A 26,524-nucleotide genomic window follows, 5' to 3' on the forward strand; every position below is an offset into this window, starting at 1 on the left:
AGACGCTGTCTACTCGAACCTGTGGATCCGCTGAAGAAGGCCGCCGGATCCTGGCCCGGCAGGCGTGCGCCGGACACGATCGGGAGCATGACCGGGATCAGTGAGAGAGCCGTCGTGCGGCGGCTGAACGATCGCCTGAGCTTCGGCTCGGCGCCGGGCGACCTGGAGGCCGGTGTCGACGCGACGGTACGGCGCCTGCTCGGTCCGGGCGCGGATGCGGCCGCGGCGGCGATCGCCGTACCGACCGGCCTCGAACCGCCGGCGAACCCGAACAAGCAGGACAAGCAGGACAAGCAGGACAAGCAGGACAAGCAGGACAAGCAGGACAAGCAGGACAAGCAGGACAAGGACGCGAAGAAGGCTGCTAATCGGCAGCGGGCTGCGCAGGAACGGAAACTGACGCTGTGGTGGCTCGATCGGATGGTTGTGAGCCGGACCGCGGGGGAGCGGCTGACCTGGTTCTGGCACGGGCACTTCGCGACCAGCAACCAGAAGGTCCGCAACGCGGCCTGGATGCTGGCGCAGAACCAGACCCAGCGCCGGCTCGCCCTCGGCCGGTTCGGCGACCTCGCGCAGGCGATGATTGTCGACAATGCCACGATCCGCTGGCTGGATGGTCAACGAAACCGCAAGGGCTCGCCGAACGAGAACCTGGCCCGCGAGTTCATGGAGCTGTTCACGCTGGGCATCGGCCACTACCAGGAAGCCGATGTGGCACAGGGCGCGCGCTGCCTGACCGGGTGGGTGCTGCGGGAAGACGGCGCGACGTTCCAGCGCCGGCGGTTCGACTCCGGGACGAAGACGGTGCTCGGCAGGACCGGCGATTTCGACGCGAAGGATTTCGCGGCGCTCGCGTTGGCGCAGCCCGCGTCGGCCGCGTTCGTGATCGGGCGGTTGTGGTTCCGGTTGGTGTCGGCGACGCCACCCGATGCGGCCACGGTCGCCCGGCTGAGTACGGCGTACGGCAGCAGCCGGGATGTGCGGTCGTTGCTGACGGCAATGGTTGGTGAGGCGGGGTTCCGTGATCCGTCGGCCAGTCTGGTGAAGCAGCCGGTGGAGTGGGCGGTCGGGTTGCTGCGGGCGCTCCGCGTCCGGCCGGGGAAGCTGGCCGAGAAGGAGCAGACCAAGTTGCTCGCCGGGCTGCGGGGAATGGGCCAGTTGCCGTACCGCCCGCCGAGTGTCGGCGGCTGGCCGGCCGGTGCGAGCTGGCTGACCACGTCGGCCGGTGTGACGCGGCTGCAGCTCGCGCAGCAGTTGGCGAAGAAGGCCGACCTGTCGATTGTCGACAACGCAACCGATCGAGTGAGCGCGGTCGGCGCGCTGCTCGGTGTCGACAGTTGGTCGCAGCGGACCCGGTCGGCGCTGGCCGGTGTGAAGGATCCAGTGCAGCTGACCGCGGTGGCGGCGTGCGCACCTGAGTACGTCGTGAGCGGATAGGAGAATTGTGGACAATCTGACGAGACGGCGGTTCCTGGCACTCAGCGGGGTGACCGGGGCAGGTGCGCTGGCGGCCGGGGCGACTCAAGTGAACTGGTCCGACCTGATGGCCGCGGCCGTCGACGATCCGCTGCCGAGTGATCAGGCGGTGCTGGTCGTGATCACGTTGTACGGCGGCAACGACGGACTCAACACGGTCGTCCCGGCGGCGGACCCGGCGTACCAGAAGGCTCGGCCGGACCTGGCGTACGCGGGCGACGACGTGCTCGACCTCGGCGACGGACTCGGACTGAACCCGGGGATGAAGGGCCTGAAGGGGTTGTGGGACAGCAAGCGGCTCGCGATCGTGCGCGGCGTCGGCTATCCGGAGCCCGATCGCAGTCACTTCCGGTCGATGGCGATCTGGCAGACGGCGTCGCCGAAGTCACCGGTACCGACCGGGTGGCTCGGCCGCTGGCTGGACGCGACCGGAGCGGACCCGCTGCGGGCGGTCTCCGTCGAGCCGACCCTGCCGCCGTTGCTCGCCGGCGAGACCACGGCCGCGGCATCACTGCCGTTGCGCGGGTTGGCGTTGCCTGGTGGTGCGTTGGGTACGGCGTACGCGGCGCTGGGCAAACCGAGTCCGGGCGAGGGGCATTGGCAGGCGCGAGCGGCCAAGTCGGTGCAGGATCTGCAGAACGCGACGCAGGTGCTGGGGAAGGCGGTTCGGGGCGGTCATGAGCAGGAAGACGAAGACGACGAGGAGCGCACGAAGGGTGCGTCCGCGGGCGGCGCTTCGCAGCTCGGCGCGCAACTCGAACTGATCGCCGGGCTGATCGAGGCGGGAGTGCCGACGCGGGCGTACTCCGCGTCGCTCGGCGGCTTCGACACGCATGCGGACGAACGCGGCACCCAGCAGCGGTTGCTGACCGAGCTCGACGGGGCGCTGACGCCGTTCGTGCAGCGGCTACAGCGGACCGACCGTGGGAAGAACGCGGTCGTCCTCGTGTACTCGGAGTTCGGCCGCCGGGTGCAGGCGAACGGCAGCGACGGCACCGACCACGGCACGGCCGGCCCGGTCTTCGTCCTCGGCGAGAAGGTGACCGGCGGCTTCTACGGCGAACAGCCCAGCCTGACCGACCTGTCGAACGGCGACCTGAAGTCCACCACCGACTTCCGTGACGTCTACGCCACAGTCCTCCAGCACGTCCTGGGCGCAGACCCAGCCCGAATCCTCGCCAACCACACCACCACCATCAACAACCTCCTCCGAGCCTGAAGCGGACTTTGTGCACCAGATCCGTACGGCGGAACGCGCGACGTACGGATCTGGTGCACAAAGTGGCCTTTGAAGGTGGGCGGGGATGGCGGATCAGGTGGTGGTGGGTGGGAGGTGGAGGTGGAAGGCGGCGCCTTGGTGGCCGTCGGGGCGGTCGGTGACGGTCAGGTCGCCGCCGTGGGCTCGGGCTACGCCGCGGGCGATCGCGAGGCCCAGGCCGGCGCCTTTGCTGTGGGGGCCGTGGACGAGGCGGGCGAAGATGCGGTCGCGGGCGGGCGGCGGTACGCCGGGACCGTCGTCCTCGACGCGTACGCCGGTGGGAGCAACTGTGATGCGCAGCGTATGGGCGCCGGCCTGGCGGGCATTGTCGACGAGATTGGTGAGGACTTGGGTGAGTCGGTCGGCGTCGGCGGTGACGGTCGCCGAGCCGACGATCTCGACGCGAACATCGGGTGCGACCAAGCGAAGGCGAGCCGCCTGAGCCTCGGCGAGGTCGCGGAGGTCCACAGGCGCCAGATGTAGCTGGAGCCCGGCGTCGATGCGGCTGAGTTCGAGCAGGTCGGAGACGAGCGTGCCGGCGCGACGGGACTCGCGGACCAACAACAGCTCGAGTTCCTCACGTTGCGCGGCCGACGCCTCCGGACCTAGCTGGATCAGGGTTTCGGCAGCGGTTTGAAGACCGGCGACCGGAGTGCGCAGTTCGTGGGCGGCATCGGCGACGAACTCTCGCATCCGGTCTTCCGATCGCCGCGCCGCACCCTCAGCGCCTTCGAGAGCATCGAGCATTTCGTCGAAGGCGGTTGCGGTGCGGCCGAGTTCGGTGTCCGCGCGCGACGGTTGCAACCGTCCGCCCCGCCGTCCCGCCGCGATCGACCGCGCCAACCCGGTCATCGCGTCCAACGGCGCCAACGCGAACCGCATCCCGATCACCAACGCGAGCGCGGTGATCAGGATCGCGAGCCCGCCGGAGATCAGCAGAACGTTCCGCAGTCGGGCGCTCGCGTCGGCCAGCAATCCGGTGTCGGCGGACAGCAACAGCGTCGCGCCCTTGGTCTGCTGGCCGGCCTGCAGCGTTGCCTTCACCTGCCGGACGGTCTCACCCGGATCGATCGGCGGTGCACCGAACTGCCGCCCGTTGCGCAGGATCAGCGTCACCCGGACCCCGTCCGCGTCCACCCGCCGTACCAAGTTGCCTGGCGCAACGTTCTGCCGAGCGAGCTGCTGCGCCAGTTGCGCCCGGCCGGTGAGCAGCGAGTCGAGACTGCGCTCGGCTTGCGCGTCGAACACCGCCTTCACCGTCAGCCCGGTGATCGGCAGCACCACCAGCAGTACGGCGATAGCAGTCAACGTCACGCGCACCCGCAGCGACAGGTTCATGATCGCAACACGTACCCCGAGCCGCGGACCGTGTGCAGCAGGCGCGGGCCGTGTGCCTCCAGTTTGCGGCGGAGACCGCTGACGTAGACCTCGACCAGGTTGTCCGCGTAGTCGTCGTACCCCCAGACCGCGGTCAGCAGCTGCGTCTTGCCGACCACCTTCCCGTCCCGTCCGGCCAGGAACGCGAGCAGCTTGAACTCGGTCGCCGTCAGTTCGATCGCTGTCCCGGCCCGCCGTACCGCTCGCGCCTCGACGTCCACCTCGAGATCGCCCACCGTCAGCACCGTCCGCAGCCGTCCCATCCGGCGCAGCACCGCCTCCACCCGGGCGATCAGCTCGGCCAGGACGAACGGCTTGACCACGTAGTCGTCCGCGCCGGCCCGCAACCCGTGCAGACGGTCCCCGACAGCATCGCGGGCGGTCAAGAGGATCACACCGGCGTTCGACGTCTCGCGGGCGAGCGTCAGCAGTTCGAACCCGTCCCGCCCGGGCAGCATCACATCCAGCAGCACCAGATCCGGCCGGTACGTCGCCAGCTCCCGTTCGAACCCGTCACCGTCAGGCTGCGTCCGTACGTCGTACCCCGCCTCCGTCAGCGCGATCCCGACGGCGGTCCGGATCGGTTCCGCGTCCTCCACCACGAGTACTCGCGCCGTCATCCGCCCATCCTCGCACCGGCGCCGAACCATCACGCGAGCCCGCGACGCGGATCCTCAGCACATCCTCAGCGAGCGCCCCGTAACTCTCCGTGTCTCGCCGGTCGAGACCCCTGGTTCGACGGGCCGGGGGAGTTGTGCATAGACTCATCGGCATCATGCGGCACCAGCTTCTCCTCCTTCGCTGCCGCGGCGAGGCCTGTTAAGGCCGGTTCCCTCGCCGCGGAGTTTTGTCGTACGCCGGTCGTCCAAGCGACCCTGTGCAGTAGACAGCTTCTCGAGGAGAACCCCGTGGCACCGAAGAACCAGCCCAAGCCTGTTCAGCAGCCGTCCGGTATGCCGACCCACCGCTACCGCGCGTTCCCGCCGATCGACCTGCCCGACCGCACCTGGCCGGCCAAGTCCGTCGACCACACCCCGCGCTGGCTGTCCACCGACCTCCGCGACGGCAACCAGGCGCTGGTCGAGCCGATGTCGCCGGCCCGCAAGCGGCGGATGTTCGACCTGCTGGTGAAGATGGGCTACAAGGAGATCGAGGTCGGTTTCCCGAGCGCCAGCCAGTACGACTTCGACTTCGTCCGGAGCCTGATCGAGGACGACGTCATCCCGGACGACGTGACGATCTCGGTGCTGACCCAGGCGCGCGAGGAGCTGATCGAGCGCACCGTGCAGTCGCTGCAAGGCTCGCCGAAGGCCACCATCCACCTCTACAACGCGACCGCGCCGCTGTTCCGCCGGGTGGTGTTCAACGTCGACAAGGCCGAGTGCCGCACGATCGCCGTCCGCGGCACCGAGACCGTGATGAAGTACGCCGACGAGATCCTGGGCGACTGCGAGTTCGGGTACCAGTACAGCCCGGAGATCTTCACCGGCACCGAGCTGGAGTTCGCGCTCGAGGTGTGCGAGGCGGTCAGTGACGTCTGGCAGCCCGCCGAGGGCCGCGAGATCATCCTGAACCTGCCGGCCACCGTCGAGATGTGCACCCCGAACGTGTACGCCGACCAGATCGAGTGGTTCGGCCGCAACCTGACCCGGCGTGCGCACAGCACGATCAGCCTGCACCCGCACAACGACCGCGGTACGGCGGTGGCCGCCACCGAGCTGGCGCTGATGGCCGGCGCGGACCGCGTCGAGGGCTGCCTGTTCGGTCACGGTGAGCGGACCGGCAACGTCGACCTGGTGACGCTGGGGATGAACCTGTTCAGCCAGGGCATCGACCCGCAGATCGACTTCTCCGACATCGACGAGATCCGCCGTACGGTCGAGTACTGCACACAGATGCGCGTTCCCGAGCGTCAGCCGTACGCCGGCGACCTGGTCTACACCGCCTTCTCGGGCTCGCACCAGGACGCGATCAAGAAGGGCCTGGAGGCGCTGGACAAGCAGGCCGCGGCCGAGGGCAAGCCGGTCGGCGAGATCGCCTGGGAGGCGCCGTACCTGCCGATCGACCCGAAGGACGTCGGCCGCAGCTACGAGGCCGTGATCCGGGTGAACTCGCAGTCCGGCAAGGGCGGCGTCGCGTACATCATGAAGTCCGAGCACCGGCTCGACCTGCCGCGCCGGCTGCAGATCGAGTTCAGCCGGGTGATCCAGCAGCACACCGACAACGAGGGCGGCGAGGTCGGCCCGCAGCAGATGTGGGACATCTTCGCCGCCGAGTACCTGGCGCCGGGGCCGCTGTCGCTGCTCAGCGTCAACTCGACGTCCGGTGAGGGCCAGGGCGACCAGCTCCGGGTTCAGGTCTATGCCAACGGTGTGCCGCACGAGCTGGTTGGCGAGGGCAACGGTCCGGTGTCGGCCTTCGTGGACGCGATCAAGCCGCTGAAGTACGACGTACGGGTGCTGGACTACCACGAGCACGCGCTTTCCGCGGGCGGTGACGCACTGGCCGCGGCGTACGTCGAATGCGAGGTCGGCGAGGACGTGTTCTGGGGTGTCGGCCGGGACGCCAACATTCTCACCGCGTCGTTGAAGGCCGTGGTGTCCGCTGTCAACCGCGCCACGCGCTGAACGTAGTCGAACCAACACCGCGAATCGCCCGTCTCCGTGTCGGAGGCGGGCGATTCCTGCACGCGCCGGTACCGTTGCGTCACGGTCCGCGACGTTGTCTCAACGTTGCCTCAAGTCGTTGACTCGGTGACCGAGGTTGCGCAGACTGTCGTCACTATGCGCAGACTCTTGCAAGACAGCGTTACTAATTCGTGCTGTTGAGGGTCTGCGCCACCGGCTTTCCCTGGTAGTCGCGTGGAGGTGAGCAGTGAGTGGTGCGGTCGACACGTCCGCGGCGAAGCTGATCGAAGGACCGGTCGTCGAACCGAGACCCTCGGCTGCTCGGCGTTTTGTCAACGCCTGGCTGGTCCGAAGACTCTTCAAGGCGGTCCTGACGGTCTTCATCGTCACCACCGGCACGTTCTTCCTGGTCAGATTGTTGCCCGGTAACCCGGTCGACACCTATATCCAGACGCAGATCGCGCAGACCGGTATCTCGTACGAGGCGGCCGCCGCACAGGCGAAGAACCTCTTCTCGCTCGACCCGAACGCCCCGGTGCTGTCGCAGTACGGGACCTACATGGTCAACCTGCTGCACGGCGACTTCGGCAACTCGGTGCTGTCGCCCGGCACCACGGTCGCGGAGGTGATCAAGACCTACCTGCCGTGGACGCTGTTCTCGGTCGGCGTCGCGACGGTCTTCAGCTTCATCGTCGGCATCGTGGCGGGCATGATCATGGCCTACCGCCGGGAGAGCTGGATCGACCATCTGCTGACGTCGATCGGCTCGCTGCTGCACGCGATCCCGAACTACATCCTGGCGATTCTGATCGTGGTCTTCCTCGGGGTGAAGCTGCAGCTGTTCAACCTGACCGAGGCCCGCGGCTCGTACACCCCCGGGGTGGAGCCGTCGTTCAGCCTGAGCTTCCTGAACGACATCTTCTACCACGCGTTCCTGCCGATCCTCGCCTACGCGCTGACGACGGTCGGCTCCTGGGCGCTGGTGATGAAGTCGTCCACGGTGGAGACCCTCGGCGAGGACTACGTGACGGTCGCCCGGGCGCGCGGTCTGTCGGACAACCGGATCCGGTCCGGGTACGTCGGACGCAACGCCGTACTGCCCCTGTTCAGCCAGCTCGCGGTGTCGCTCGGGTTCGTGGTCGGCGGCTCGATCTTCGTGGAGAAGATCTTCGGCTACCAGGGCATCGGCTTCAGCCTCTTCAACGCGGTCAACGGCCGCGACTACCCGGTGCTGCAGGGGATCTTCCTGGTCGTCACGATCTCGGTGGTAGCGGCCAACCTGCTCGCGGACGTCCTCTACAGCCGCCTGGATCCGCGGATCCGGGTCGGCGGCACGGGCAAGGGGTGACGATCAGATGACCGAGGCAACAATCCCCGTCTCGTCGGTCGGGACCACCGGCGTTTCCCGGTTCGCGGGCATCCTGAGCTCGCTGCGCCGCAGCCCGGCGGGCTTCATCGGCTTCGTGATCGTCGCCCTGCTGGTGCTGATCACCGCGATCGTGCCGTTCTTCCTGCCCGACGTGGCACCGAACGTCAAGGAGATCCTGCTCCCCGCCGGCTCGCCCGGGCACCTGCTCGGCACCGACAACGAGGGCAAGGACGTCCTGATCCAGATGATCGGCGGCGGCCGGACGGTGATCTTCGTCGGCTTCTTCGCCGCGGCGATCTCGACCGCGCTGGCGATCGTGCTCGGGTCGCTGGCGGCGTACCTCGGCGGCTGGGTCGACACGGTCGTGGTCACGCTGGCCGACGTCTTCCTGACCGTCCCGCAGATCGTCCTGCTCGCCGTCATGGGCGCGTTCTTCAAGCTCGACTCGCCGATCCTGCTCGCGCTGCTGGTCGGCGGCCTGTCCTGGCCGGTGCTGACCCGGGCGGTACGCGCCCAGGTGTTCTCGCTGAAGGAACGCGAGTTCGTCGAGGCCGCCCGGTTGCTCGACCTCGGAACGATCAGGGTGGTGTTCGTCGAGATCCTGCCGAACATGGCCAGCTTCATCCTGATGAACTTCATGATCGGCGTGACGAATGCGATCTACCAGCTGGTCGGCCTCTACCTGCTCGGGCTCGCGCCGCTGAGCGGGGCGAACTGGGGCATCATGCTCAACCGCGCCTGGATCGCCGGCGCCATCTTCAACGACGCGAGTCTGGCCTGGATCCTCAGCCCGATCCTCGCGATCGTCCTGCTGCTCCTCGGACTGGTGATGATGACGAGATCCCTCGAAGAGATCCTCAACCCGCGGCTCCGGGACCGGTGACCCCGATGGCGACTACTCCCAGCAAATCCAGCGCAGTCAGCGACCGCGCGCTGCGCGGCGGCGAAGGCAAGCCGCTGCTGTCCATCCGCGACTTCAAGGTCGAGTACCGGACCGGTTCCGGTACGACGGTGCAGGCGGTCCGCGGCATCGACCTCGACCTGTTCCCGGGCGAGAGCCTGGCGCTCGTCGGCGAGAGCGGCTGCGGCAAGACGACGTTCGGGCTCGGCCTGCTGCGGTTGCTGCCGCGGCTCGGGCACGCCAGCGGCAAGGTGACCTTCAACCGCGGCGACGGTACCGAGATCGACGTCCTCGGCCTGGACGGCCGGGACCTGCGCCAGTTCCGCTGGCGGGACGCGGCAATGGTGTTCCAGGGCGCGATGAACGCGTTCAACCCGGTGCTCAAGATCCGCGCGCACATGCACGACACGATGCGGGCGCACACCAAGGCCACCAAGCAGGAGATCGAGGACCGGGCCGGCGAGCTGCTCCGCCTCGTCCGACTGGAGCCTTCGCGGGTGATGGACAGCTATCCGCACGAGTTGTCCGGCGGTATGCGGCAGCGCGTGCTGATCGCGATGAGCCTGCTGCTCGAACCCGAGGTACTGATCCTCGACGAGCCGACCACCGCGCTCGACATCCTCACCCAGCGGTCCGTCGTCGACGTTCTGCACGAGGTGCGCGAGCGGCTCGGGTTCTCGATGATCTTCATCTCCCACGACCTGTCGCTGGCCGCCGAACTCGCGGACCGGGTCGCCACGATGTACGCCGGTCGCATCATCGAGACCGGCGGCGTCCGGGACATGTTCTACAAGCCGCGCCACCCGTACACGCTCGGGCTGATCAAGGCCGTGCCGCCGATCGTCGGCGACCTGCCGGACATGGAGTCGATCCCGGGCGGGCCGCCGAGCCTGGCCGCGCTGCCGAAGGGCTGCACGTTCAGTCCGCGCTGTAAGTACGCGACCGAGGAGTGCAAGGAGGCCGACCCGCCGCTGTTCCCGATCACCGACGAGCCGGGCGACTACCACGAGGCCGCCTGCATCCACTGGAAGGACGTGCACCTCGAACGCAGGGTGCCGAGCGAAGACTTGGGGACCGCATCATGAGCGCGCAGGAGTTGTCCCCCCAGGACACAGTCGGTACGCCGTTGATGACACTCGACGGAGTCAGCCAGGTGTTCGACACCAAGGCCGGCCCGATCCGCGCGGTCGACAAGATCGACCTGTCGATCAACCCCGGTGAGGTGCTCTGCCTGGTCGGCGAGAGCGGCTCCGGGAAGACCACGGCGGCCCGGATGGCTGCGGGCCTCGCCCGGCCCACCAGTGGCCAGGTGGCCTTCGACGGCACCGACATCTGGTCGCTGAAGCGCAACGACTTCACCACCTTCCGGCGCAGCGTGCAGTACGTCCACCAGGACCCGTACGCCTCGCTCAACCCGACGCGGACGATCCTGCAGACGATCACCGCCCCGCTGCTCAAGCACGGAGTGGTGAAGAGCAAGAAGGCAGCCGCCGAGAGAGCGACAGAGCTGCTCGCCAAGGTCGATCTGACCCCGCCCGAGAACTACCTGTCGAAGTACCCGCACCAGCTGTCCGGCGGTCAGCGGCAGCGGGTCGCCGTCGCCCGGGCGCTGACGCTGGACCCGAAGCTGATCATCGCCGACGAGTCGACGTCGATGCTGGACGTGTCGATCCGGATCAGCGTGCTCGCGATGCTCGGCCGGCTGCGCGACGACCTCGGCGTCGGGTTCCTGTTCATCACCCACGACCTGGCGATCGCGAAGTACTTCGGCTGGCGCGGCAAGACCGCGGTGATGTACCTCGGCCGGATCGTCGAGTTCGGGCCGACGCCGAAGATCATCAACGCCCCGACGCACCCGTACACCCGGGCGCTGATCGACGCGATCCCCGAGCCGGACCCGGACCTGACCAAGACCAAGGGCCGCGAAACCCTGCGCAGCCTGGAGATTCCGAGCCTGGCGCACCTGCCGTCCGGATGCTCGTTCCACCCGCGCTGCCCGCTGTTCGAGGACGGGCTGTGCGACGGGGCGGTCCCCGAGCTGGTCACGATCCGATCCGGCCAGTCCGCCGCGTGCCACGTGGTCGCGCGCGACGGCGTACCGGCTGTCGGCGAAGGGGGACGGCCGGATGAGCCGGGGGCCTGATGCCGTCCCAGATCGGCCGAGTGGCGCTCAGCTGGGCAGCGTTCCTGGTGCTGGCCAGCGGAGTCCTGCTGCTCACCCTGACGCCGGGCACCCCGGAGTTCGTCGTCACCTTGTTCACCTTGTGTTTGGGCCTGCTACTGGGCCTGGTGGTCGTCGTCGGGGTGGTCATCGCCCGGCGCCGGGAAAAACGCGAGGGCGGTAGTTAGTCCCACCAGTAAGTAGTAACTGACCCACATAGGTGTGTGGTCAGTCCAGAAAGGACGAAGGATGAGTCCCACCGGCACCAACGATTCCGGCACCAACGGGAAGGGCGCGAGCGCCCTGACCAACGCGATTTCCCGCCGGCACGTGCTCCAGATCTTCGGTATCGCCGGTGTCGGCGTGGCCGGCATCGGGTCTGTGACGGCGTGTTCGCCGAGCAAGCCGAACGCCAGCGGGGGTGACAGCGGCAAGTCCGGCAACAAGGAGTTCCACGGGGCGTACCCGTACCAGTTGCCGCCCAAGGGCCACTTCAACCTGGCTGCCGGTGTCACCGACGGCATCCAGGCCAGCAACAGCCCGTACTTCGACCTCGTCTACCCGAGCGCCGGCATGTACTACTGGGCCGACAAGAAGTGGGAATGGATGATGGCCGAGTCCGGCACGCTGGACGAGGCGACCAAGACCTACACCCTCAAGCTGCGCTCCGGGCTGAAATGGAGCGACGACAAGCCGGTGACCGCCAAGGACGTCGTGGCGACGTTCAACCTGCGCTGGTTGTTGCGCCAGCAGGACTGGACGTTCCTGTCCGACGTCAGCGCCAAGGACGACACCACGGTGGTGTTCACGATCGGTACGCCGTCCACCGTGCTGGAGCGCTACATCCTCCGCGCCGGGATCCTGCCGGACTCGGTCTACGGTGAGTGGGCGACCAAGGCCGAGGCCCTGCGGAAGGCCAAGACCAGCCTGGACAGCGCCGAGGGCAAGAAGCTGAACGGCGACTTCCAGAAGTTCCGCCCGGAGAACCCGCCCGTCTCGGGCCCGTTCAACTTCGACGTGAAGAGCATGACCAACGCGCAGATGTCGCTGGTCAAGAACGACAAGGGCCTGTTCGCCGACAAGATCGGCTTCACCAAGGTCGTGCTGTACAACGGTGAGACCTCGGACATCTCCCCGGTCGTGCTGAACAAGGACGTCGACTACGCCACCCACGGTTTCGCGGTGGCCACCGAGAAGACCCTGAAGGCCAGCGGTTTCCGGATCCTCCGGCCGCCGGTGTACTCCGGCCCGGCGCTGGTGTTCAACTACACCGCCCACCCGGAGCTGGCCGACGCCCGGGTGCGGCAGGCGATCGCCTACGTCCTGGACCGCAACGAGAACGGAACCGTCGCGCTCGGCGACTCGGGCAAGCCCTGCAAGTTCATGGCCGGCTTCTCCGACATCCTCGTGCCCGACTGGGTCTCGGACGCCGACCAGAAGAAGCTGCAGGCCTACGAGAAGGACGAGGCCAAGGCCACCTCGCTGCTGACCGCGGCCGGGTGGAAGAAGAACGGCGGCAAGTGGACGCTGCCGAACGGCAAGCCGGCCGCCTACGACATCAAGTTCCCGACCGAGTTCGCCGACTGGAACCCGGCCGCCACCAACGCGGCCGACCAGCTGAACAAGTTCGGCTTCAACATCACCAAGCGGGGTATCACCTTCACCCAGCTGAACCCGGACGTCCTGGCCGGCAAGTTCGACATCGCCATCCAGGGCTGGGGCGCGTCGAGCCACCCGCACCCGTACTTCGCGTTCGTCCAGGACCTGTACACGTTCAACTACGTGATCGCGGCGAACTCCGGCGGCAAGGGCATGAACTTCCCGCTGAAGCAGACCACCTCGGCCGGTCCGATCGACCTCCAGCAGGTCGTGGACAAGTCGGCGCAGGGCCTGAACGTGGACGAGCAGAAGAAGAACATCACCACCGCGGCGATGGCGTTCAACGAACTGCTGCCGATCATCCCGCTGTGGGAGCGCTACGGTAACAACCCCGCGCTCGAGGGCACCCGGGTGGCGAAGTTCCCGGCCGACGACGACCCGATCCTGAAGAACGCGCCGTACGCGGACAACTTCGTGATCATGTACATGTACCAGGGCAAGGTCGCGCCGGTCTAGAACTGCGTCTGTTTTAAAGATTGGCGTCCTGACCCGATTGTTTGGTTGGGTCGGCCGGGTGATCAGCATTCGCGAGATCGACCCGGCCGACCTGGCCCTGTTCGACGAGTGGTACGACGCCTTCCGGGCCGGCGCGGTCGCCGGCCGGGAGGCGGCGCTGGTGACCGGGCGCGAGGCGCTCGGGTACTCGCTGCGCAACCCGGGTCCGCTCAAGCAACGGATCGCGGTCGGCGCGTTCGAGGACGACCGGGTGCTCGGCGGGATGCTGTTCGAGTACCGGCTGACCGACAACCTCGACACGGTGGAGGTCGAGGTCGACGTACCGCCGGCGCATCGCCGGCGGGGGATCGGTACGGCGCTGTGGCAGTGGGCCACGACCCGATCGGCGCAACTCGGGAGGACGATCGTCCAGATCGAGCTCGGCGTACCGTCGAGTCCGTGGCCGGGTGCGGCGTTCGCGGAACGGCTCGGGTTCCAGGTGGAGCACGTCGAGGAGCATCTCGTCGTACCGCTGCCGTACGACGACCTGCGGCTGGAGGAGCTGCGTTCTGCTGCGGGCCGGCTCGACGGGTACCGGCTGACGTCGTGGGCGGGGCTGTGCCCGCCGGAACATCAGCAGGCGTACGCCGACCTGCACACCGCGATGGATCTCGACGTACCGACCGGTGGCATGACGCGCGAGGTCGTGCCGTGGACCGTCGAGAAGCTCGAGGCGAGCGAGGCGCGGATCGACCGGAACTATCTCGCCCTCGTGACGATGGCGCACACTCTCGCCGATGAGCCGGCCGGTTACACACTGATCTATCTGCCGCGGGCCGACGCCGAGAACGCCCAGCAGGACGACACGCTGGTGCTGCGGGAGCATCGCGGGCACAACCTCGGCACGTTCTTGAAGCTCGCCAACCTCGAGCAACTGGCGAAACACCGTACGACGCAACGCTTCCTGCACACGTGGACGGCGCTGACCAACGCCCCGATGCGCAAGGTCAACACCCGCTTCGGCTTCCGCGCGGTCGAGGAGCACCGCGAGCTGGAACTCCGCCTGCCCAGCCTGCGCCCGGCAGCGCGCGGTGTGATCCTCGATCCGGACGACCGGATCCTGCTGGTTCGCTTCGAGTTTGCCGATGGGCCGCTGTGGGCGACACCCGGCGGCGGCCTGGAGGCGGGCGAAACCGTGGTCGAGGGTCTGCGGCGCGAACTGGTCGAGGAGGTCGGCCTGCGGGCCTTCGCCGACCCGCAGCACCTCTGGCACCAGGAAGTAGTTGCCGACGGCCACGCAACCGGGTACGACGGCGTCCTCAACGACTACTTCCTGATCCGCACGGACCACTTCACTCCGGCCGGCTCATTGACCGCCGAGGAGCTCCGCGCCGAGAACGTCCACGAAATGCGGTGGTGGACGCTCGCCGAGCTGGAGGCCCACCAAGGACGGTTCGCCCCGCGGGAGCTGCCCGTGCTGCTCCGCCGCCTGCTGGAGTCGGGGCCGCCGAGCACCCCAGTCCAACTGGACCTGTGACTCGACCGGCAGCTCGCTCGGCACCTTTAACAGCAGGGGTGTCTTTCGAGCTGGCGAAGGTACGGCGGTAGGTTCGGGGTATGCGTGAATCCCAGCTCGGTGACCTGACCGTTTCCGCCCTCGGCCTCGGCTGCATGGGGATGTCCCAGTCGTACGGCGTACGCGCCGACGACTCCGAGTCCATCGCGACGCTGCACGCCGCCATCGACGCGGGCTGCACGTTCATCGACACCGCCGACGTGTACGGCGACGGCGAGAACGAGAAGCTCGTCGGCCGTGCGCTGGCCGGCCGCCGCGACCAGGTGGTGCTCGCGACGAAGTTCGGCTTCAAGCGTCCCGCATCGGCCTCGGCGCTGCCGACCGTGGTGGACGGCTCGCCTGCCTACGCGCGCGAGGCCCTCGATGCGTCGCTGCGCCGCCTCGGCGTGGACCACGTCGACCTCTGGTACCTGCACCGCCGCGACCCGCAGGTGCCGATCGAGGAGACGGTCGGCGCGATGGCCTCGATGGTGGAGGCCGGCAAGGTGCGGTACCTCGGGCTGTCCGAGGTGAACGGCGAGACGGTGCGCGCGGCCCACGCCGTACACCCGATCTCCGCCGTCCAGAGCGAGTGGTCGCTGTGGACGCGGGACCCGGAGACCGTCGTCCTGCCGACGTTGCGTGAGCTCGGGATCGGGTTCGTGCCGTTCAGCCCGCTCGGGCGCGGATTCCTCACCGGGCAGATCAAGTCGGAGGCTGACTTCCCCGAGGACGACATGCGGCGCGGGCTGCCGCGGTTCCAGGGCGAGAACTTCCAGCGGAACCTGGACCTGGTCGCGCAGGTGCAGTCGCTGGCTGCCTCGAAGGGCGTGACGCCGGGGCAGCTGGCACTCGCCTGGTTGCTTGCGCAGGGCAATGACGTGGCGCCGATCCCGGGGACGAAGCGGCGGACCTATCTCGCGGAGAACCTCGGCGCCCTGGACGTCACGTTGTCGGCTTCTGAGCTGGCGGCGCTCGACGAGGCGTTCCCGCCCGACGCGGTGGCCGGGCAGCGGTACACCCAGGGCGGGATGGACCTGGTGGGCAAGTGATCGGCGTCACCGGTTCGACCGGACAGCTCGGGTCGCGGATCGTCGCACAGTTGACCGGCGTACCGCTGCGGTTGATCGTGCGGGATCCGGCGCGGGCTCCGTCGGTGCCGGGGGCCTCGGTCGCGCAGGCGGCGTACGGCGAACACGCGGCGTTGCTGTCCGCGTTCGACGGGGTCGACGTACTGATGTTGCTGAGTGCATCGGAGTCGGCGGATCGGGTGGCGTTGCACAAGGCAACGGTCGACGCGGCGGTGGCGGCGGGTGTGCAGCGGATCGTGTACACGTCGTTCGTCGGGGCGGCGCCGGGGGCGACGTTCACGTTCGCGCGGGACCACTGGCACACCGAGGAGCACATCCGGTCGACCGGTGTCGACTTCACGTTCCTGCGGGACAACATGTACCTCGACTTCATCCCGGGGTTCGTGGGTTCGGACGGCGTGATCCGCGGGCCGGCGGGGGACGGGCGGGTCGCCGCGGTCGCGCGGGACGACGTGGCCGCGGTGGCCGCACGGGTGCTCACGGAGTCCGGTCACAACGGCGCCACCTACGACCTGACCGGACCGTCCGCGTTCACACTGGCCGAGGCGGCGGCGGTGTTGACCGCGGCCTGGGGCCGCAAGGTGCGGTACGAGGCCGAGACGCTCGACGAGGCCTACCGGTCCCGCGAGTCGTACGGCGCCCCTCCGTGGGAGGTCGCCGGGTGGGTCACGTCGTACGCGGCCATCGCCAGCGGCGAGCTGGGCAACGTCTCGACCGCTGTCGCCGACATCACCGGGCGTCAGCCGATCGGCCTCGAGGAGTATGTCGGTCGCGGGTGAGACACTGACGTCGTGCCGCTCTACCGGGATCAGGCGATCGTGCTGCGCACCCAGAAACTGGGTGAGGCGGACCGGATCGCCACGCTGCTGACCCGCGCCAACGGCAAGGTCCGCGCGGTCGCCAAGGGCGTCCGCCGTACGTCGTCACGCTTCGGCGCCCGGCTCGAGCCGTTCAGCCACGTCGACCTGCAGCTCGCCACCGGCCGCACCCTCGACGTCGTCACCCAGGCCGAGTCGATCTCGGCGTACGGCGAGGGCATCGTCAACGACTACGCCCGCTACACCGCCGGCACCGTCCTCCTGGAGACCGCCGACCGCCTCGTCGTCGAGGAGAAGGAACCCGCCACCCAGCAGCACCTGCTCCTGGCCGGCGCCCTGCGCGTCCTCTCCACCGGCGAACGCGAACCGGCCCTGGTCCTCGACTCGTTCCTGCTCCGCTCACTCGCGATCTCCGGCTACGCCCCGTCCTTCGACGACTGCGCCCGCTGCGGCGAACCCGGCCCCCACCGCGCCTTCAACCCCGCCGCCGGCGGCATGGTCTGCACCACCTGCCGCCCACCCGCCTCAGCCATGCCGTCCCTCGCCACCGTCACCCACCTGGCCGCCCTCCTCACCGGAGACTGGCCCACCGCCCTCCAAGCCGACCCCCGAACCCGCCGAGAATCCACCGGCCTGATAGCCGCCTTCTTCACCTACCACCAAGAAAACCAACTCCGCTCCCTACCCCACCTGGACCTAACATCCGGAGCAAGCTGACTCACTTGTCCTGCTCGGTGCCTTTCGCCTTCTCAGCGCCTCTCGAGCTATCGCTCTTCCGCGCCTCCGGAGCGGTCGACGCGTCTTCGGCGTACCGGGCCCAGCCACGCCCTCGAACGCCGCGTACTGCGCGGATCCTCGCTGGTTCGCCGTCAATACCGGAGAAGTCCCACGCTCCTCGGGCGGCACCACGGTGTTGAGCTCTGAGCAAACCGCCGAAGCTCCTGCCCCTCAGCCATCGTGTCAATCAACGCCGCCATCGTCTTCGGCTCCCGCCGAACGCATCGCCTCGAGGACATGCTGGATCGCCCGATAGACCAGCGGCGGAATGTCGTCCCGCTGTCCATCAGGCCCGATCACCGCCGGACCGTCAGGCGCGGTGCTCCGGTCGTCCTCGTCCAGCAGGTAGATCCGCGAGTCCATCTCAGGCCGAAACAGGCGCAAAATACTAGTCGCCCACATCCCGCACGACGCCAGATCTTCGGCCATTGTGGACAACGAGCGAGGAACCCAATACCGCCTGCTTTCGAACTGGCCGCAGGAGCAAGCTGGTTACATGTCCTGTTCGGCGCCCTTCGCCCGCTCGGCCGACTTCGAATCGCCTGTCTTCCGCGCCTCGGGAGCCGCAGCCGGAGCCTGAGGCTTGCCAGGCCCCGCCACGCCCTCGAACGCGGCGTACTGCGCGGATCCTCGCTGGTTCGCTGTCAATACCGGAGACGTCCCACGCTGCTCGGGCGGCACCACGGTGTTGAGCTTCTGAGCAAACCCCCGAAGCTCCTGCCCCTCAGCCATCGTGTCGATCAACGCCGCCATCGTCTTCGGTTCCCGCCGGCTCCGGTCCAGCATCTTCTGCAGGCCTTGCTGAACTCGCTGCGGGTCCTCGTCGAGCTTGCGGTTGAGGAACTGGTTGAGACCCTCGACCCGCATCGCATTCGGCCCGGTCGACGGTGGATTGAAATCCTTGAGGTTGTCGGTGACCAGCACCTGCGACCCGCTGTGGACGGCTCCCGCCAGAACGTGCTTGTCCTTCGGATCCGCCTGCATCTGATCCTGCAGCTCCTGCGGCGGAGCCTCGGTCATCGCATCCTCGAAGGCGCCGTTCATCATCCCGATCCGCCGGTCGATCGCCTTCTCCGACAATCCAGGCGGCCTGTTGCGGCGCATCTCGTCGATCACGTGCTGAGTCCAGCGGGGCTCGAAGACATCATTGTCGGCCAACGACAGGAGAACGTCGGTGGTCTGCTGCCCACGAATCACGTTCGCGTCGAGGAATGCCCGCTCGGGCACCCCGGAGTTGGGCGAATACGCCGACTCGGTCACGCGGCCTATTCCTCCTCGTCGTCCGCGAGCATCTCGTCGAGAATCGCTCTCCTGCGTTCGCGGCGCGCGTTGTCCCAGTTGATGACGTCAGCGAGGTGAACCCAATCGACGTACTCGGAGGACCGGAACGGAATGTCACCTCGGGCGACGTGTTTGCGGAGTACGTCGCGCCCGACGGCGATCGCATCGGCTGCCTCGTCGACCGGCAACTCGGTGCGAAGCGGTACGACCTTCACCGCCTGTCCGGCCCGCATTGCCTCGAGCACATGCTGCACTGACCGGTACACCGCCGGCGGAATCTCTTCTCGCGTACCATCCGGCCCGATCACCGCAGGCCCACCAGGCACGATCCGCCGATCGTCCTCGTCCAGCAGATAGATCCGCGCATCAGTCGTCGGCCCAGCCATACCCAAATCCTAACCGCCGCGTGGGTCCCAGCTCCGTACTCTGCGTAACCCCATGGACAACGGCAGCATCGCCGTACGGCGGTCTCGCGCCGTCAGCACCCTGAATCGGCAACCGTCGCCTCGCCACCATCTGGATCGACGAGCACCGGTACTGCCTCGCCAATACGCAGTTGGGTCGCGGCTTGTTGAGTCATAGCGATCTGGCCGGTGTCGCCAAGGGTGCTCTGCCAGGTGATGTCCCACTGCGCGACGGCGGTGACCGGGTATTTGCAGTTCGGGAGCTTGCGGGAGGTCTTGATGTATCGGTGCCCGCAGGTAGGGGAGGCCTTCACGCCCATCGATTGGTCGTACGGCGTCCCCGGCCCTTCACACCGAACCGTCTTACCGTCGCCCATCGACCAGTTGATCGCCTTGACCTGAGCGGTCACCGTCACAGCCAAGCCCGGCACGCTCGCACTTCGAACGATCGGCCCCCACGTGTTCTCCGTCTTCGTCACCCACAACCAAACCGGCATATTCACCAAACCGATCTGGCCAGGTCCCGGTGCTGTCTTGATCAGCGGCGGCGCAAGGCGCATCTCCCCAATTGCCTCGTAGACCAGCGTCACCGGGTCGACCACGACTGTGTCGGGCCGACCGGGCAACCAGATCCATCGCGTCACGAACCGGATCCCCTGCTCGCGAACACAGGTCCAGATAGCGCCGTCAGTGTGGCCTTCCCATGAGGGGTCGCTCTTCGGCGGCTGTGGATCGAGCCTCCCTAGATAGCACTGATGGCTGTTCGACCAATTGCCGAGGTGCGACGTACAGGAGCGTGCCGCACCGCCGTCCATGCAGACCGTTTCCGGCGTCCTTATGGTCGACTTGGCGGGCTTCTCGCCTGGCTTCGTTGTTGTTTCCGTATCCTCAGCAACCGACCGCAGCACCCAGGTGCAGTAGTGATAAGCGTCACAGACGGGGACGTAGTCGCCGTCGGGTTTGGGCGGCATCGGGTTTGCCCATGCATGCACCGCAAGTCCCGCTGAGATCAGCGCGAGATTCGTTAACGCAAGAGTGATGACGCGCCTCAGCATGAACCTAGGTCCGTTTCATCAATCAAGAACCACATCTTCTTGGACTGGCCGGTTAACGCGGTGTAGACCACTTGGGCTTGTACCTTGTGTCGCTTCCCGGATCCGGGGCCGACAGGTACGGGCTTGCGCGTTGCCTGGTAGCGCAGGGAGATCTTCGAACTGTCCAGGCAGGCATTCAGACGCACCTCCGGCTGCTCGGCCCTGAGCGTGACCGATGCCACGGAGACTCCCTCCACGCTGGCTTTTCCGTCCGCGTACCAGCCGCGGTCCAGATTGAACTGCACGTTCGTCAGCACCTCGACGAGCCACTTGCCTCCGGTGCCGGCCTGCAGCAGCTTTTCTCTGGACGCGGCAGGCGGATTGTTGAGCGCCGTGTCAATGGCAGCTCGCGCCGCGACGTAGCGCGATTTGGCGGCGGTGATCGCTGCCTGCTCCTCCGTGGTCCACGCCGGGGTGGAGGGTGCCGTTGGCGTCGGGGTCGGGGTGGGGGTCGTTGAGGTGGGGGTTGTGTTTGGCCGGCCGGCTTCGGGGGAGCCGTTGCAGGCGGTCAGCAGGGTGAGGGTGCTGAGCGTGGCGACGGCGGCGAGTAGCGGTCGGCGGGGCATGGGGTGGGGCTCCGTTCTTGTGTGCTGTTGGTGTAAGGGTGGCATACGGAGGGTGTTCGGCGGGTTGGGTTGTCCACAGGTTGCAGGTTGTTGCAAGGACGGTGGGTGAGCGGGCGGGCTGGGTGGTTGAGGAGGGCGGCTTTGTGCATCTAGTCCGTAGGGCGCGGGGCCGGGGATGCGGATTCGGTGCACAAAACGGTCCGGCGAAGGCATGAGTGGGGACGCAGCGGCGGGTCTGGTGGGGAGGGACGGGCGTGTGAGCAGCTGAGCGGCGTACGGCAGTAGGTCGCGGGGTGCCGCAGTGGGTGGTGGGGGCGTGAGGTGGGGGTGGAGGAGAGGGGTGGGAGACTGCGGGGTATGCCTATTGGTCGTCGTCGGGGTCGGGGGGTTGTTGGGCGGGGGGAGCAGAAGGTGGTGGTGGCGCCTGAGCCGCATCCTTCGGGGGCTCGGGTGCCGGTGGTGCCGAAGGAGTTGGTGCCGCGGCATGTGGCGATTGTGATGGACGGGAACGGGCGGTGGGCCAAGCAGCGGGGGCTGGCGCGGACCGAGGGGCACAAGGCCGGTGAGGCTTCGTTGCTGGACGTGATCAAGGGCGGTATCGAGATCGGGGTGAAGTACATCTCGGCGTACGCGTTCTCGACCGAGAACTGGGCCCGGTCGCCCGAAGAGGTGCGGTTCCTGATGGGGTTCAACCGTGAGGTGATCCATCGGCGGCGCGACGAGCTGGACGCGATGGGGGTCCGGGTGGTGTGGTCGGGGCGGCGGCCGCGGTTGTGGAAGAGCGTGATCGACGAGCTGGAGTACGCGCAGGAGCGGACCAAGGACAACGACACCATCACCTTGCAGTTCTGCGTGAACTACGGCGGTCAGGCGGAGATCGCCGACGCGATGCGGTCGATCGCGCACGAGGTTGCCGCCGGCAAGCTCAAGCCGGACCGGATCACCGAGAAGACGATCGCCCGGCATCTCTACGCGCCCGACATCCCCGAGGTCGACCTGTTCGTGCGGTCGTCCGGGGAGCAGCGGACGAGCAACTTCCTGGTCTGGCAGCTGGCGTACGCCGAGATGGTGTTCCTGGACACGCTCTGGCCGGACTTCGACCGTCGTGACCTGTGGCGGGCGATCGAGATCTACGCGCAGCGCGATCGGCGGTACGGCGGCGCGATCCCGAACGAGGTCGCCGACGGAGAATTGCGGGCACAGGGCAACTGATCCGGGAACCGGGCACGGGCTCGGTCGCGTCTACGCTGGTTGTGACAGTCAACGGGAGTGGAAGCGCGCCGGAGGAGACCCCGCGGCAGCCGAAGCTCCAGGAACCGTGGCAGGACCTGGCCAGGCTGCGCGACGACCTGCGCGGCAGCGGCGAGCAGCTCAAGAACGCCATGGAGCACGCCGACGCGCTCGACCGCATGACGGAGTACGACGGGCCGAAGGGCCAGCTGGCAAACGTTCGCGGCGTCAAGGCGATCGTCGACAAGGCCGAGGAGGGTGTCGCGGAGGCCGTGGCGCGGATCGAGGCGGCGCGGACGATCGTGTCCCGATTCGAGCAGGACCCACCCGCGATCCGGAGCGGACAGCTCGCGGACGAGATCACGTCGACGAGTAACAAGCTGGGAAGGGAGCTCTCGGGCGCGCAGGACAGAGTGCGCGAGGTACGCGGTCCAGTCGGATCCAGGAAAGCCGATGTCGCGAAGGCGACCGATCAGGCGATCGGCGCGGCTGACGCGGCCAGGGATGCGGCCACGGCCGCGCAGAAGGCGGCTGAGGATCTGGCGAAGAACGTGCAGGCAGGTACGACGCCCAGGCCCGCGTCGGCCCAGCACACGGAGAGCAGCTTCCAGCACGACCTGCGCCACAGGCTGGATGGGAAGGCCCAGAGCAGCAGCGTCGAGCGCTAGCGCCCGGGGGAGGGGAGTAGGCCGCGTTCGATCGCGACGGTGACGGCTCGGGTGCGGTCGTCGACGTCGAGTTTGGCGAAGAGGCGCTGGAGATGGGTCTTGACCGTGGCCTCGCCGATGAACAGTTCGCGTCCGATCTCCGCGTTGCTGAGACCGCGGGCAACGGCGGCCAGCACCTCGAGCTCGCGCGGCGAGGGGTGCGCGGCGGCGGGTGCGGCCGGCGTACGAAGACGTGACATCAGCCGCGCCGCGACCGGCGGGGCGAGCACCGTCTCACCGCGGGCGGCGGCCCGGATCCCGTTCAGCAGGTCGGCATGCGGCGTGTCCTTCAGCAGATATCCCGCAGCGCCGGCCTCGACCGCGTGCAGGATCTCCGTGTCGGTGTCGTACGTCGTCAGCACCAGTACCCGCGTCGACGCGTACCCGGACACGATCGCCCCGGTAGCAGCGACCCCGTCCATCCGGGGCATCCGCAGATCCATCAGTACGACGTCCGGCCTGGTCGACTCCACCAGCGCGAGCGCCTCGGCTCCGTCGCCGGCCTCGCCGACCACCTCGATGTCGTCGGTCACCGACAGCATCCCGCTCAGCCCTGAGCGCACCACCGGGTGATCGTCGACCACCAGAACCCGAATCACACATCCTCCTGTACGGCCGGAATCAGGACCTGGACCCGGGTACCTCGGCCGGGCGTACTTTCCACTTCGACGGTGCCGCCGGACTCCTCGACCCGGCCGCGCATCGCGTTGAGCCCGAAGCCGCCCGACACCGAACCCGGCGTGAATCCGGTCCCGTCGTCGCGGATCTCGATCCACACCCGACCGTCCGACAACCCCAGCGTGATCAGCACCTGCGTGGCCGCCGCATGCTTACGTACGTTGGCCAACGCCTCCTGAGCCGACCGGAGCAACACCACCTGCTGTACCTGCGGCAACGCCGCCACCTCGTCGTCCGGCAGGTCCAGCGACACCTGTACGTCGACACCGGTCTCGGCCGCGAACCGCTCCGCCTGCCGACGCAGTACCTCGGTCAATGTTGCCTCCGACAACGCAACCGGGGTGAACGCGGCAACCAACGCACGCGCCTCGGCCAGGTTCTCCCGCGCAGTGTCCTCGATTGCCGCGAGCCGGGCTGCTGCGCCGTCAGCTCCGCCCCGGGAAAGTTCGACGGCGGCGGCCTGCGCGAGCATCACGATCGAAGTCATCCCCTGCGCGAGCGTGTCGTGGATCTCCCGCGCCATCCGCTCCCGCTCGGCCATCACCCCGGCGCTGTGGTGCGCCTCGGCGAGCTCGTCGCGCGCCGACTCGAGCTGCTCGATCAGCTCGGCACGCTGCTGGCTCTGGGTGATCACCTTCTCGATCCAGATCCCGAACAGCAGACTGACCACGAGACTGACCAGCATCCACGGCAGGATCTGCCAGAACGGCTCCCAGCCCCACCCGGCGCTCCACAACTGCGCCGTACCGACGCCGAGCACCAGCAGCAGACTGAGCCCGATCCCTTCGCGAATGTCCTCGCACAGCAGCCAGATCTGCGCCGACGCGATGAACATCAGGAACACCGACTGCGGATAGATCCCGATCAGCACCATCAGGCAGGCGATCAGCACCAGCCGATAGGCGTACGACGGGAGCGCCCGCCGGGACCGGATCGCGTGCAGCCCGATCAACTGGTACGCCGCCCCGAGAACAACAACTGTGCCGGCGAACAGCGCCTGCCGTACCGCCCCGAGGTTCCCCAGGAACGACAGCGCCAGCGTCATCCCGAGCAGCACCCAGAACACGACGTGCCAACCGATCAGCGTCCGTGTCCACACGGGCTGTCCGGCGCCACCGCGAGAGCTCTGCACGGACCCCATCTTCCTCCACACCAGGATCCACACCCGAGGACCGGTCCACGCCGGTGACACCTCGGTACGACGCCGCTCCGGAAAGGAGGACGCCGTACCGGTGAGCTGGTCCATCAGCCCGCGTCCCGGCGGGTCCAGCGGAACACCCGCTGGGCGAGGAACAGGCCGACGATCAGCCAGGCGGTGAGCACGATCGCGCCGGTGCCGAGCTGCCAGGAACCGCCCGGCTCGTTCACCTGGAACCCGTCCGGCAGGAACACCGACCGCATCCCCTGGGCGAGCCACTTGAGCGGGAAGACCGAGGCGACGTCACGCATCCAGGCAGGCAGGCTGCTGTAGACGAAGTACACACCGGACATGAACTGCAGCAGCAGCACGATCGGCGTGATCACCGCGGACGCGGCCTTGCCGGACTTCGGTACGACGCTGAACGCGATCCCCAGCACCGACCCGGACGCCGCGCCGAGGATGAAGATCCAGGCGAAGTCCAGCCACTTCGACGGCTCGCTCGGAATGTCCACCCCGAGCACCAGCCCGGCGATCACCAGCAGCAGCGCGAACTGGGCGACCGAGGTGACCAGGACCTGGCCGATCTTGCCGATGAAGTACGCCTGCGGGGGCATCGGCGTACCGCGCAGCCGCTTGAGCAGGCCCTCGTCGCGCTCGAGCGCGATGCTGATCGCGAGCGACTGGAAGCTGCTCAGGAAGATGCCGGAGGCGATCATCCCGGGGGTGAAGTAAGTCGCGGCGTTGACGCCGTTGAAGTCGGTGTTGCCGAAGACGGCGGAGAAGATGCCGAGGAAGATGATCGGGAAGAAGAAGGTGAAGATCAGCGCCTCCTTCTCACGGAAGAACTCGCGGACCTCGAGCTTGGTCCGCGCCAGGCCCACCGAAAGGGTGGACGGCAGAGGCTTGGTGTCGGCCATCAGAGTGCTCCAGCTTCGATCGAGACAGCGGCGTCGGCGGAGGCGGCGTTGGCCTTGCCGATCAGCTCCAGGTAGATGTCTTCCAGGCTCGGGCGGCGGACCTCGAGCTCGGGTACTTCGCCGTCGAAGCGCTGCATCAGCGCCGCGACCTCGGCGGTCGGCCGGTCGGTGCGCAGCTCGTGCGGGCCGTCGGCGTCGCTCCAGGAGACCCGTGCCGTCCGGGCGCCACGTCCGCCGAGCGTTTCCGGCGTACCGATCTCGATCATCCGGCCGTCGGCGATCACCCCGACCCGGTCGGCGAGGTGCTCGGCCTCGTCCAGGTAGTGGGTGGTCAGCAGGATCGTCGTACCGTTGGTCCGCAGGTTCTCGATCAGGGTCCAGAACTGCCGGCGCGCCTCGGGGTCGAACCCGGTCGTTGGCTCGTCCAGGAACAGCAGTTCCGGGTTGCCGATCACGCCGAGCGCCACATCGAGCCGGCGGCGCTGACCGCCGGACAGCTTGCGCGGTCGGGTCTTGCGCTTCTCCTCGAGCCCGACGGCGGCGATCACCTCCTCCGGGTCGCGTGGGTTCGGGTAGTAGCCGGCGTAGTGGCTGACCAGCTCGAGGACGGTCGACTCGGCCTCGTCGCGTGAGGTCTGCAGCACGATCCCGAGCCGGCTGCGCCACCGGCGGTCGCCGTTCGCCGGGTCCGTGCCCAGCACGCTGACCTCTCCCTCGTCGGCCCGGCGATACCCCTCCAGGATCTCCGTGGTCGTCGTCTTGCCGGCTCCGTTCGGGCCGAGCAGGGCGAACACCTCGCCCCGGTGGATGTCCAGATCGACACCGTCGACCGCGACCTTGTCCGGGTACCGCTTGACGAGGCCGCGCACCCTCACTGCGTTGTCGTTCTCCATGCCTCAACTCTCGCGGCCCACCACCGTCCTCCGGGAGCACCGCCCGACGGACTCCCTGTCCCCCGACCGGTGGACAGAGGTGTACGCCGACACGCCCGCCCGCATCTGA

Annotated in this window: 26 protein-coding genes; 15 read left to right on the forward strand and 11 right to left on the reverse strand. The window is 67.9% G+C overall.

Features of this window, described 5'->3' with window-relative positions:
- The first annotated feature begins 87 nt into the window (after positions 1-87).
- Positions 88-1,437, forward strand: coding sequence for a DUF1800 family protein (locus tag EV651_RS01810; RefSeq protein WP_133781244.1), 1,350 nt, complete (start codon positions 88-90; stop codon positions 1,435-1,437).
- Between the two features lie 7 nt (positions 1,438-1,444).
- A complete protein-coding gene (locus tag EV651_RS01815) occupies positions 1,445-2,695 on the forward strand; it encodes a DUF1501 domain-containing protein (RefSeq protein WP_133781246.1) in 1,251 nt (416 codons plus the stop codon).
- A gap of 93 nt (positions 2,696-2,788) precedes the next feature.
- On the opposite strand, the gene EV651_RS01820 is transcribed toward EV651_RS01815, so the two are convergent.
- Positions 2,789-4,072, reverse strand: coding sequence for a cell wall metabolism sensor histidine kinase WalK (locus tag EV651_RS01820; RefSeq protein WP_133781248.1), 1,284 nt, complete (start codon positions 4,070-4,072; stop codon positions 2,789-2,791).
- Positions 4,069-4,731, reverse strand: a complete 663-nt coding sequence (locus EV651_RS01825; protein ID WP_133781250.1) for a response regulator transcription factor — start codon at positions 4,729-4,731, stop codon at positions 4,069-4,071. The genes EV651_RS01820 and EV651_RS01825 overlap by 4 nt, the downstream gene beginning before the upstream one ends.
- Positions 4,732-5,064: 333 nt before the next feature.
- Between EV651_RS01825 and leuA the strand changes: the two genes are divergently transcribed.
- The 11 genes from leuA to recO all read left to right on the forward strand — a co-directional run bounded on the left by leuA (position 5,065) and on the right by recO (position 17,444).
- Positions 5,065-6,738 (forward strand): 2-isopropylmalate synthase, encoded by a 1,674-nt coding sequence (leuA, locus tag EV651_RS01830; protein WP_202870146.1) that lies wholly within the window; start codon positions 5,065-5,067, stop codon positions 6,736-6,738.
- Between the two features lie 247 nt (positions 6,739-6,985).
- Positions 6,986-8,086, forward strand: a complete 1,101-nt coding sequence (locus EV651_RS01835; RefSeq protein ID WP_238156591.1) for an ABC transporter permease — start codon at positions 6,986-6,988, stop codon at positions 8,084-8,086.
- 7 nt (positions 8,087-8,093) lie between these two features.
- Positions 8,094-8,990 (forward strand): ABC transporter permease, encoded by an 897-nt coding sequence (locus tag EV651_RS01840; protein ID WP_133781254.1) that lies wholly within the window; start codon positions 8,094-8,096, stop codon positions 8,988-8,990.
- 5 nt (positions 8,991-8,995) lie between these two features.
- Complete coding sequence (locus tag EV651_RS01845; RefSeq protein WP_133781256.1) at positions 8,996-10,093, forward strand: ABC transporter ATP-binding protein; 1,098 nt, start codon at positions 8,996-8,998, stop codon at positions 10,091-10,093.
- Positions 10,090-11,151 carry an ABC transporter ATP-binding protein gene (locus EV651_RS01850; protein ID WP_133781258.1) on the forward strand — a complete coding sequence of 354 codons (1,062 nt, stop codon included), beginning with the start codon at positions 10,090-10,092 and terminating at the stop codon, positions 11,149-11,151. Before EV651_RS01845 ends, EV651_RS01850 begins: the two co-directional genes overlap by 4 nt.
- A complete protein-coding gene (locus tag EV651_RS01855; protein ID WP_133781260.1) occupies positions 11,151-11,357 on the forward strand; it encodes a hypothetical protein in 207 nt (68 codons plus the stop codon). The genes EV651_RS01850 and EV651_RS01855 overlap by 1 nt, the downstream gene beginning before the upstream one ends.
- A gap of 61 nt (positions 11,358-11,418) precedes the next feature.
- The gene (locus EV651_RS01860) at positions 11,419-13,284 is read left to right on the forward strand and encodes an ABC transporter substrate-binding protein (RefSeq protein ID WP_133781262.1); all 1,866 of its coding nucleotides are present in this window, start codon (positions 11,419-11,421) and stop codon (positions 13,282-13,284) included.
- A 58-nt stretch (positions 13,285-13,342) separates the two neighbouring features.
- Complete coding sequence (locus tag EV651_RS01865) at positions 13,343-14,800, forward strand: GNAT family N-acetyltransferase (RefSeq protein WP_133781264.1); 1,458 nt, start codon at positions 13,343-13,345, stop codon at positions 14,798-14,800.
- A gap of 80 nt (positions 14,801-14,880) precedes the next feature.
- Positions 14,881-15,870 carry an aldo/keto reductase gene (locus EV651_RS01870; protein WP_133781266.1) on the forward strand — a complete coding sequence of 330 codons (990 nt, stop codon included), beginning with the start codon at positions 14,881-14,883 and terminating at the stop codon, positions 15,868-15,870.
- Positions 15,867-16,688 carry an SDR family oxidoreductase gene (locus EV651_RS01875; protein ID WP_133781268.1) on the forward strand — a complete coding sequence of 274 codons (822 nt, stop codon included), beginning with the start codon at positions 15,867-15,869 and terminating at the stop codon, positions 16,686-16,688. Before EV651_RS01870 ends, EV651_RS01875 begins: the two co-directional genes overlap by 4 nt.
- A 12-nt stretch (positions 16,689-16,700) precedes the next feature.
- Positions 16,701-17,444: a DNA repair protein RecO gene (gene recO, locus EV651_RS01880; protein ID WP_133781270.1), complete on the forward strand. Its 744-nt coding sequence runs from the start codon at positions 16,701-16,703 to the stop codon at positions 17,442-17,444.
- A gap of 243 nt (positions 17,445-17,687) precedes the next feature.
- Here the strand turns inward: recO and EV651_RS01885 are convergent, their stop codons facing one another.
- The 5 genes from EV651_RS01885 to EV651_RS01905 form a co-directional block, all read right to left on the reverse strand.
- Positions 17,688-17,933, reverse strand: coding sequence for a hypothetical protein (locus tag EV651_RS01885; protein ID WP_133781272.1), 246 nt, complete (start codon positions 17,931-17,933; stop codon positions 17,688-17,690).
- A 63-nt stretch (positions 17,934-17,996) separates the two neighbouring features.
- A complete protein-coding gene (locus EV651_RS01890) occupies positions 17,997-18,764 on the reverse strand; it encodes a PIN domain-containing protein (RefSeq protein WP_166658462.1) in 768 nt (255 codons plus the stop codon).
- 5 nt (positions 18,765-18,769) lie between these two features.
- Positions 18,770-19,171, reverse strand: a complete 402-nt coding sequence (locus tag EV651_RS01895; RefSeq protein ID WP_133781276.1) for a hypothetical protein — start codon at positions 19,169-19,171, stop codon at positions 18,770-18,772.
- Between the two features lie 92 nt (positions 19,172-19,263).
- The gene (locus tag EV651_RS01900; RefSeq protein WP_133781278.1) at positions 19,264-20,244 is read right to left on the reverse strand and encodes a hypothetical protein; all 981 of its coding nucleotides are present in this window, start codon (positions 20,242-20,244) and stop codon (positions 19,264-19,266) included.
- Positions 20,238-20,849, reverse strand: a complete 612-nt coding sequence (locus tag EV651_RS01905; protein ID WP_133781280.1) for a hypothetical protein — start codon at positions 20,847-20,849, stop codon at positions 20,238-20,240. Before EV651_RS01905 ends, EV651_RS01900 begins: the two co-directional genes overlap by 7 nt.
- Before the next feature lie 357 nt (positions 20,850-21,206).
- Between EV651_RS01905 and EV651_RS01910 the strand changes: the two genes are divergently transcribed.
- Positions 21,207-22,061, forward strand: coding sequence for an isoprenyl transferase (locus EV651_RS01910; RefSeq protein WP_305000109.1), 855 nt, complete (start codon positions 21,207-21,209; stop codon positions 22,059-22,061).
- Between the two features lie 41 nt (positions 22,062-22,102).
- Complete coding sequence (locus EV651_RS01915; protein ID WP_133781282.1) at positions 22,103-22,747, forward strand: hypothetical protein; 645 nt, start codon at positions 22,103-22,105, stop codon at positions 22,745-22,747.
- Here EV651_RS01915 and EV651_RS01920 read toward each other — a convergent pair.
- The 4 genes from EV651_RS01920 to EV651_RS01935 are packed head-to-tail and all read right to left on the reverse strand — an operon-like array spanning position 22,744 to position 26,415.
- Entirely contained in the window at positions 22,744-23,385 is a 642-nt protein-coding gene (locus tag EV651_RS01920) for a response regulator transcription factor (RefSeq protein WP_133781284.1), read from the reverse strand. The genes EV651_RS01915 and EV651_RS01920 overlap by 4 nt on opposite strands.
- Complete coding sequence (locus EV651_RS01925; protein ID WP_238156593.1) at positions 23,382-24,710, reverse strand: sensor histidine kinase; 1,329 nt, start codon at positions 24,708-24,710, stop codon at positions 23,382-23,384. Before EV651_RS01925 ends, EV651_RS01920 begins: the two co-directional genes overlap by 4 nt.
- Complete coding sequence (locus EV651_RS01930; RefSeq protein WP_133781286.1) at positions 24,710-25,522, reverse strand: ABC transporter permease; 813 nt, start codon at positions 25,520-25,522, stop codon at positions 24,710-24,712. Before EV651_RS01930 ends, EV651_RS01925 begins: the two co-directional genes overlap by 1 nt.
- Entirely contained in the window at positions 25,522-26,415 is an 894-nt protein-coding gene (locus EV651_RS01935; protein WP_133781288.1) for an ABC transporter ATP-binding protein, read from the reverse strand. The genes EV651_RS01930 and EV651_RS01935 overlap by 1 nt, the downstream gene beginning before the upstream one ends.
- Between the last annotated feature and the right edge of the window lie 109 nt (positions 26,416-26,524).

The sequence above is a fragment of the Kribbella sp. VKM Ac-2571 genome (assembly GCF_004362255.1).
GTDB classification, from domain to species: Bacteria; Actinomycetota; Actinomycetes; order Propionibacteriales; family Kribbellaceae; genus Kribbella; species Kribbella pratensis.

Bases quoted from the DNA above. Each gene is read 5' to 3' on its own strand.
- leuA (WP_202870146.1), top strand. From the start codon at position 5,065: ATGCCGACCCACCGCTACCGCGCGTTCCCGCCGATCGACCTGCCCGAC.
- EV651_RS01900 (WP_133781278.1), bottom strand. From the start codon at position 20,244: ATGCTGAGGCGCGTCATCACTCTTGCGTTAACGAATCTCGCGCTGATC.
- EV651_RS01820 (WP_133781248.1), bottom strand. From the start codon at position 4,072: ATGAACCTGTCGCTGCGGGTGCGCGTGACGTTGACTGCTATCGCCGTA.
- EV651_RS01930 (WP_133781286.1), bottom strand. From the start codon at position 25,522: ATGGCCGACACCAAGCCTCTGCCGTCCACCCTTTCGGTGGGCCTGGCG.
- EV651_RS01895 (WP_133781276.1), bottom strand. From the start codon at position 19,171: ATGGCTGGGCCGACGACTGATGCGCGGATCTATCTGCTGGACGAGGAC.
- EV651_RS01860 (WP_133781262.1), top strand. From the start codon at position 11,419: ATGAGTCCCACCGGCACCAACGATTCCGGCACCAACGGGAAGGGCGCG.
- EV651_RS01870 (WP_133781266.1), top strand. From the start codon at position 14,881: ATGCGTGAATCCCAGCTCGGTGACCTGACCGTTTCCGCCCTCGGCCTC.
- EV651_RS01825 (WP_133781250.1), bottom strand. From the start codon at position 4,731: ATGACGGCGCGAGTACTCGTGGTGGAGGACGCGGAACCGATCCGGACC.
- EV651_RS01845 (WP_133781256.1), top strand. From the start codon at position 8,996: ATGGCGACTACTCCCAGCAAATCCAGCGCAGTCAGCGACCGCGCGCTG.
- EV651_RS01850 (WP_133781258.1), top strand. From the start codon at position 10,090: ATGAGCGCGCAGGAGTTGTCCCCCCAGGACACAGTCGGTACGCCGTTG.
- EV651_RS01855 (WP_133781260.1), top strand. From the start codon at position 11,151: ATGCCGTCCCAGATCGGCCGAGTGGCGCTCAGCTGGGCAGCGTTCCTG.
- EV651_RS01840 (WP_133781254.1), top strand. From the start codon at position 8,094: ATGACCGAGGCAACAATCCCCGTCTCGTCGGTCGGGACCACCGGCGTT.
- EV651_RS01905 (WP_133781280.1), bottom strand. From the start codon at position 20,849: ATGCCCCGCCGACCGCTACTCGCCGCCGTCGCCACGCTCAGCACCCTC.
- EV651_RS01810 (WP_133781244.1), top strand. From the start codon at position 88: ATGACCGGGATCAGTGAGAGAGCCGTCGTGCGGCGGCTGAACGATCGC.
- EV651_RS01935 (WP_133781288.1), bottom strand. From the start codon at position 26,415: ATGGAGAACGACAACGCAGTGAGGGTGCGCGGCCTCGTCAAGCGGTAC.
- EV651_RS01925 (WP_238156593.1), bottom strand. From the start codon at position 24,710: ATGGACCAGCTCACCGGTACGGCGTCCTCCTTTCCGGAGCGGCGTCGT.
- EV651_RS01885 (WP_133781272.1), bottom strand. From the start codon at position 17,933: ATGGCCGAAGATCTGGCGTCGTGCGGGATGTGGGCGACTAGTATTTTG.
- EV651_RS01910 (WP_305000109.1), top strand. From the start codon at position 21,207: ATGCCTATTGGTCGTCGTCGGGGTCGGGGGGTTGTTGGGCGGGGGGAG.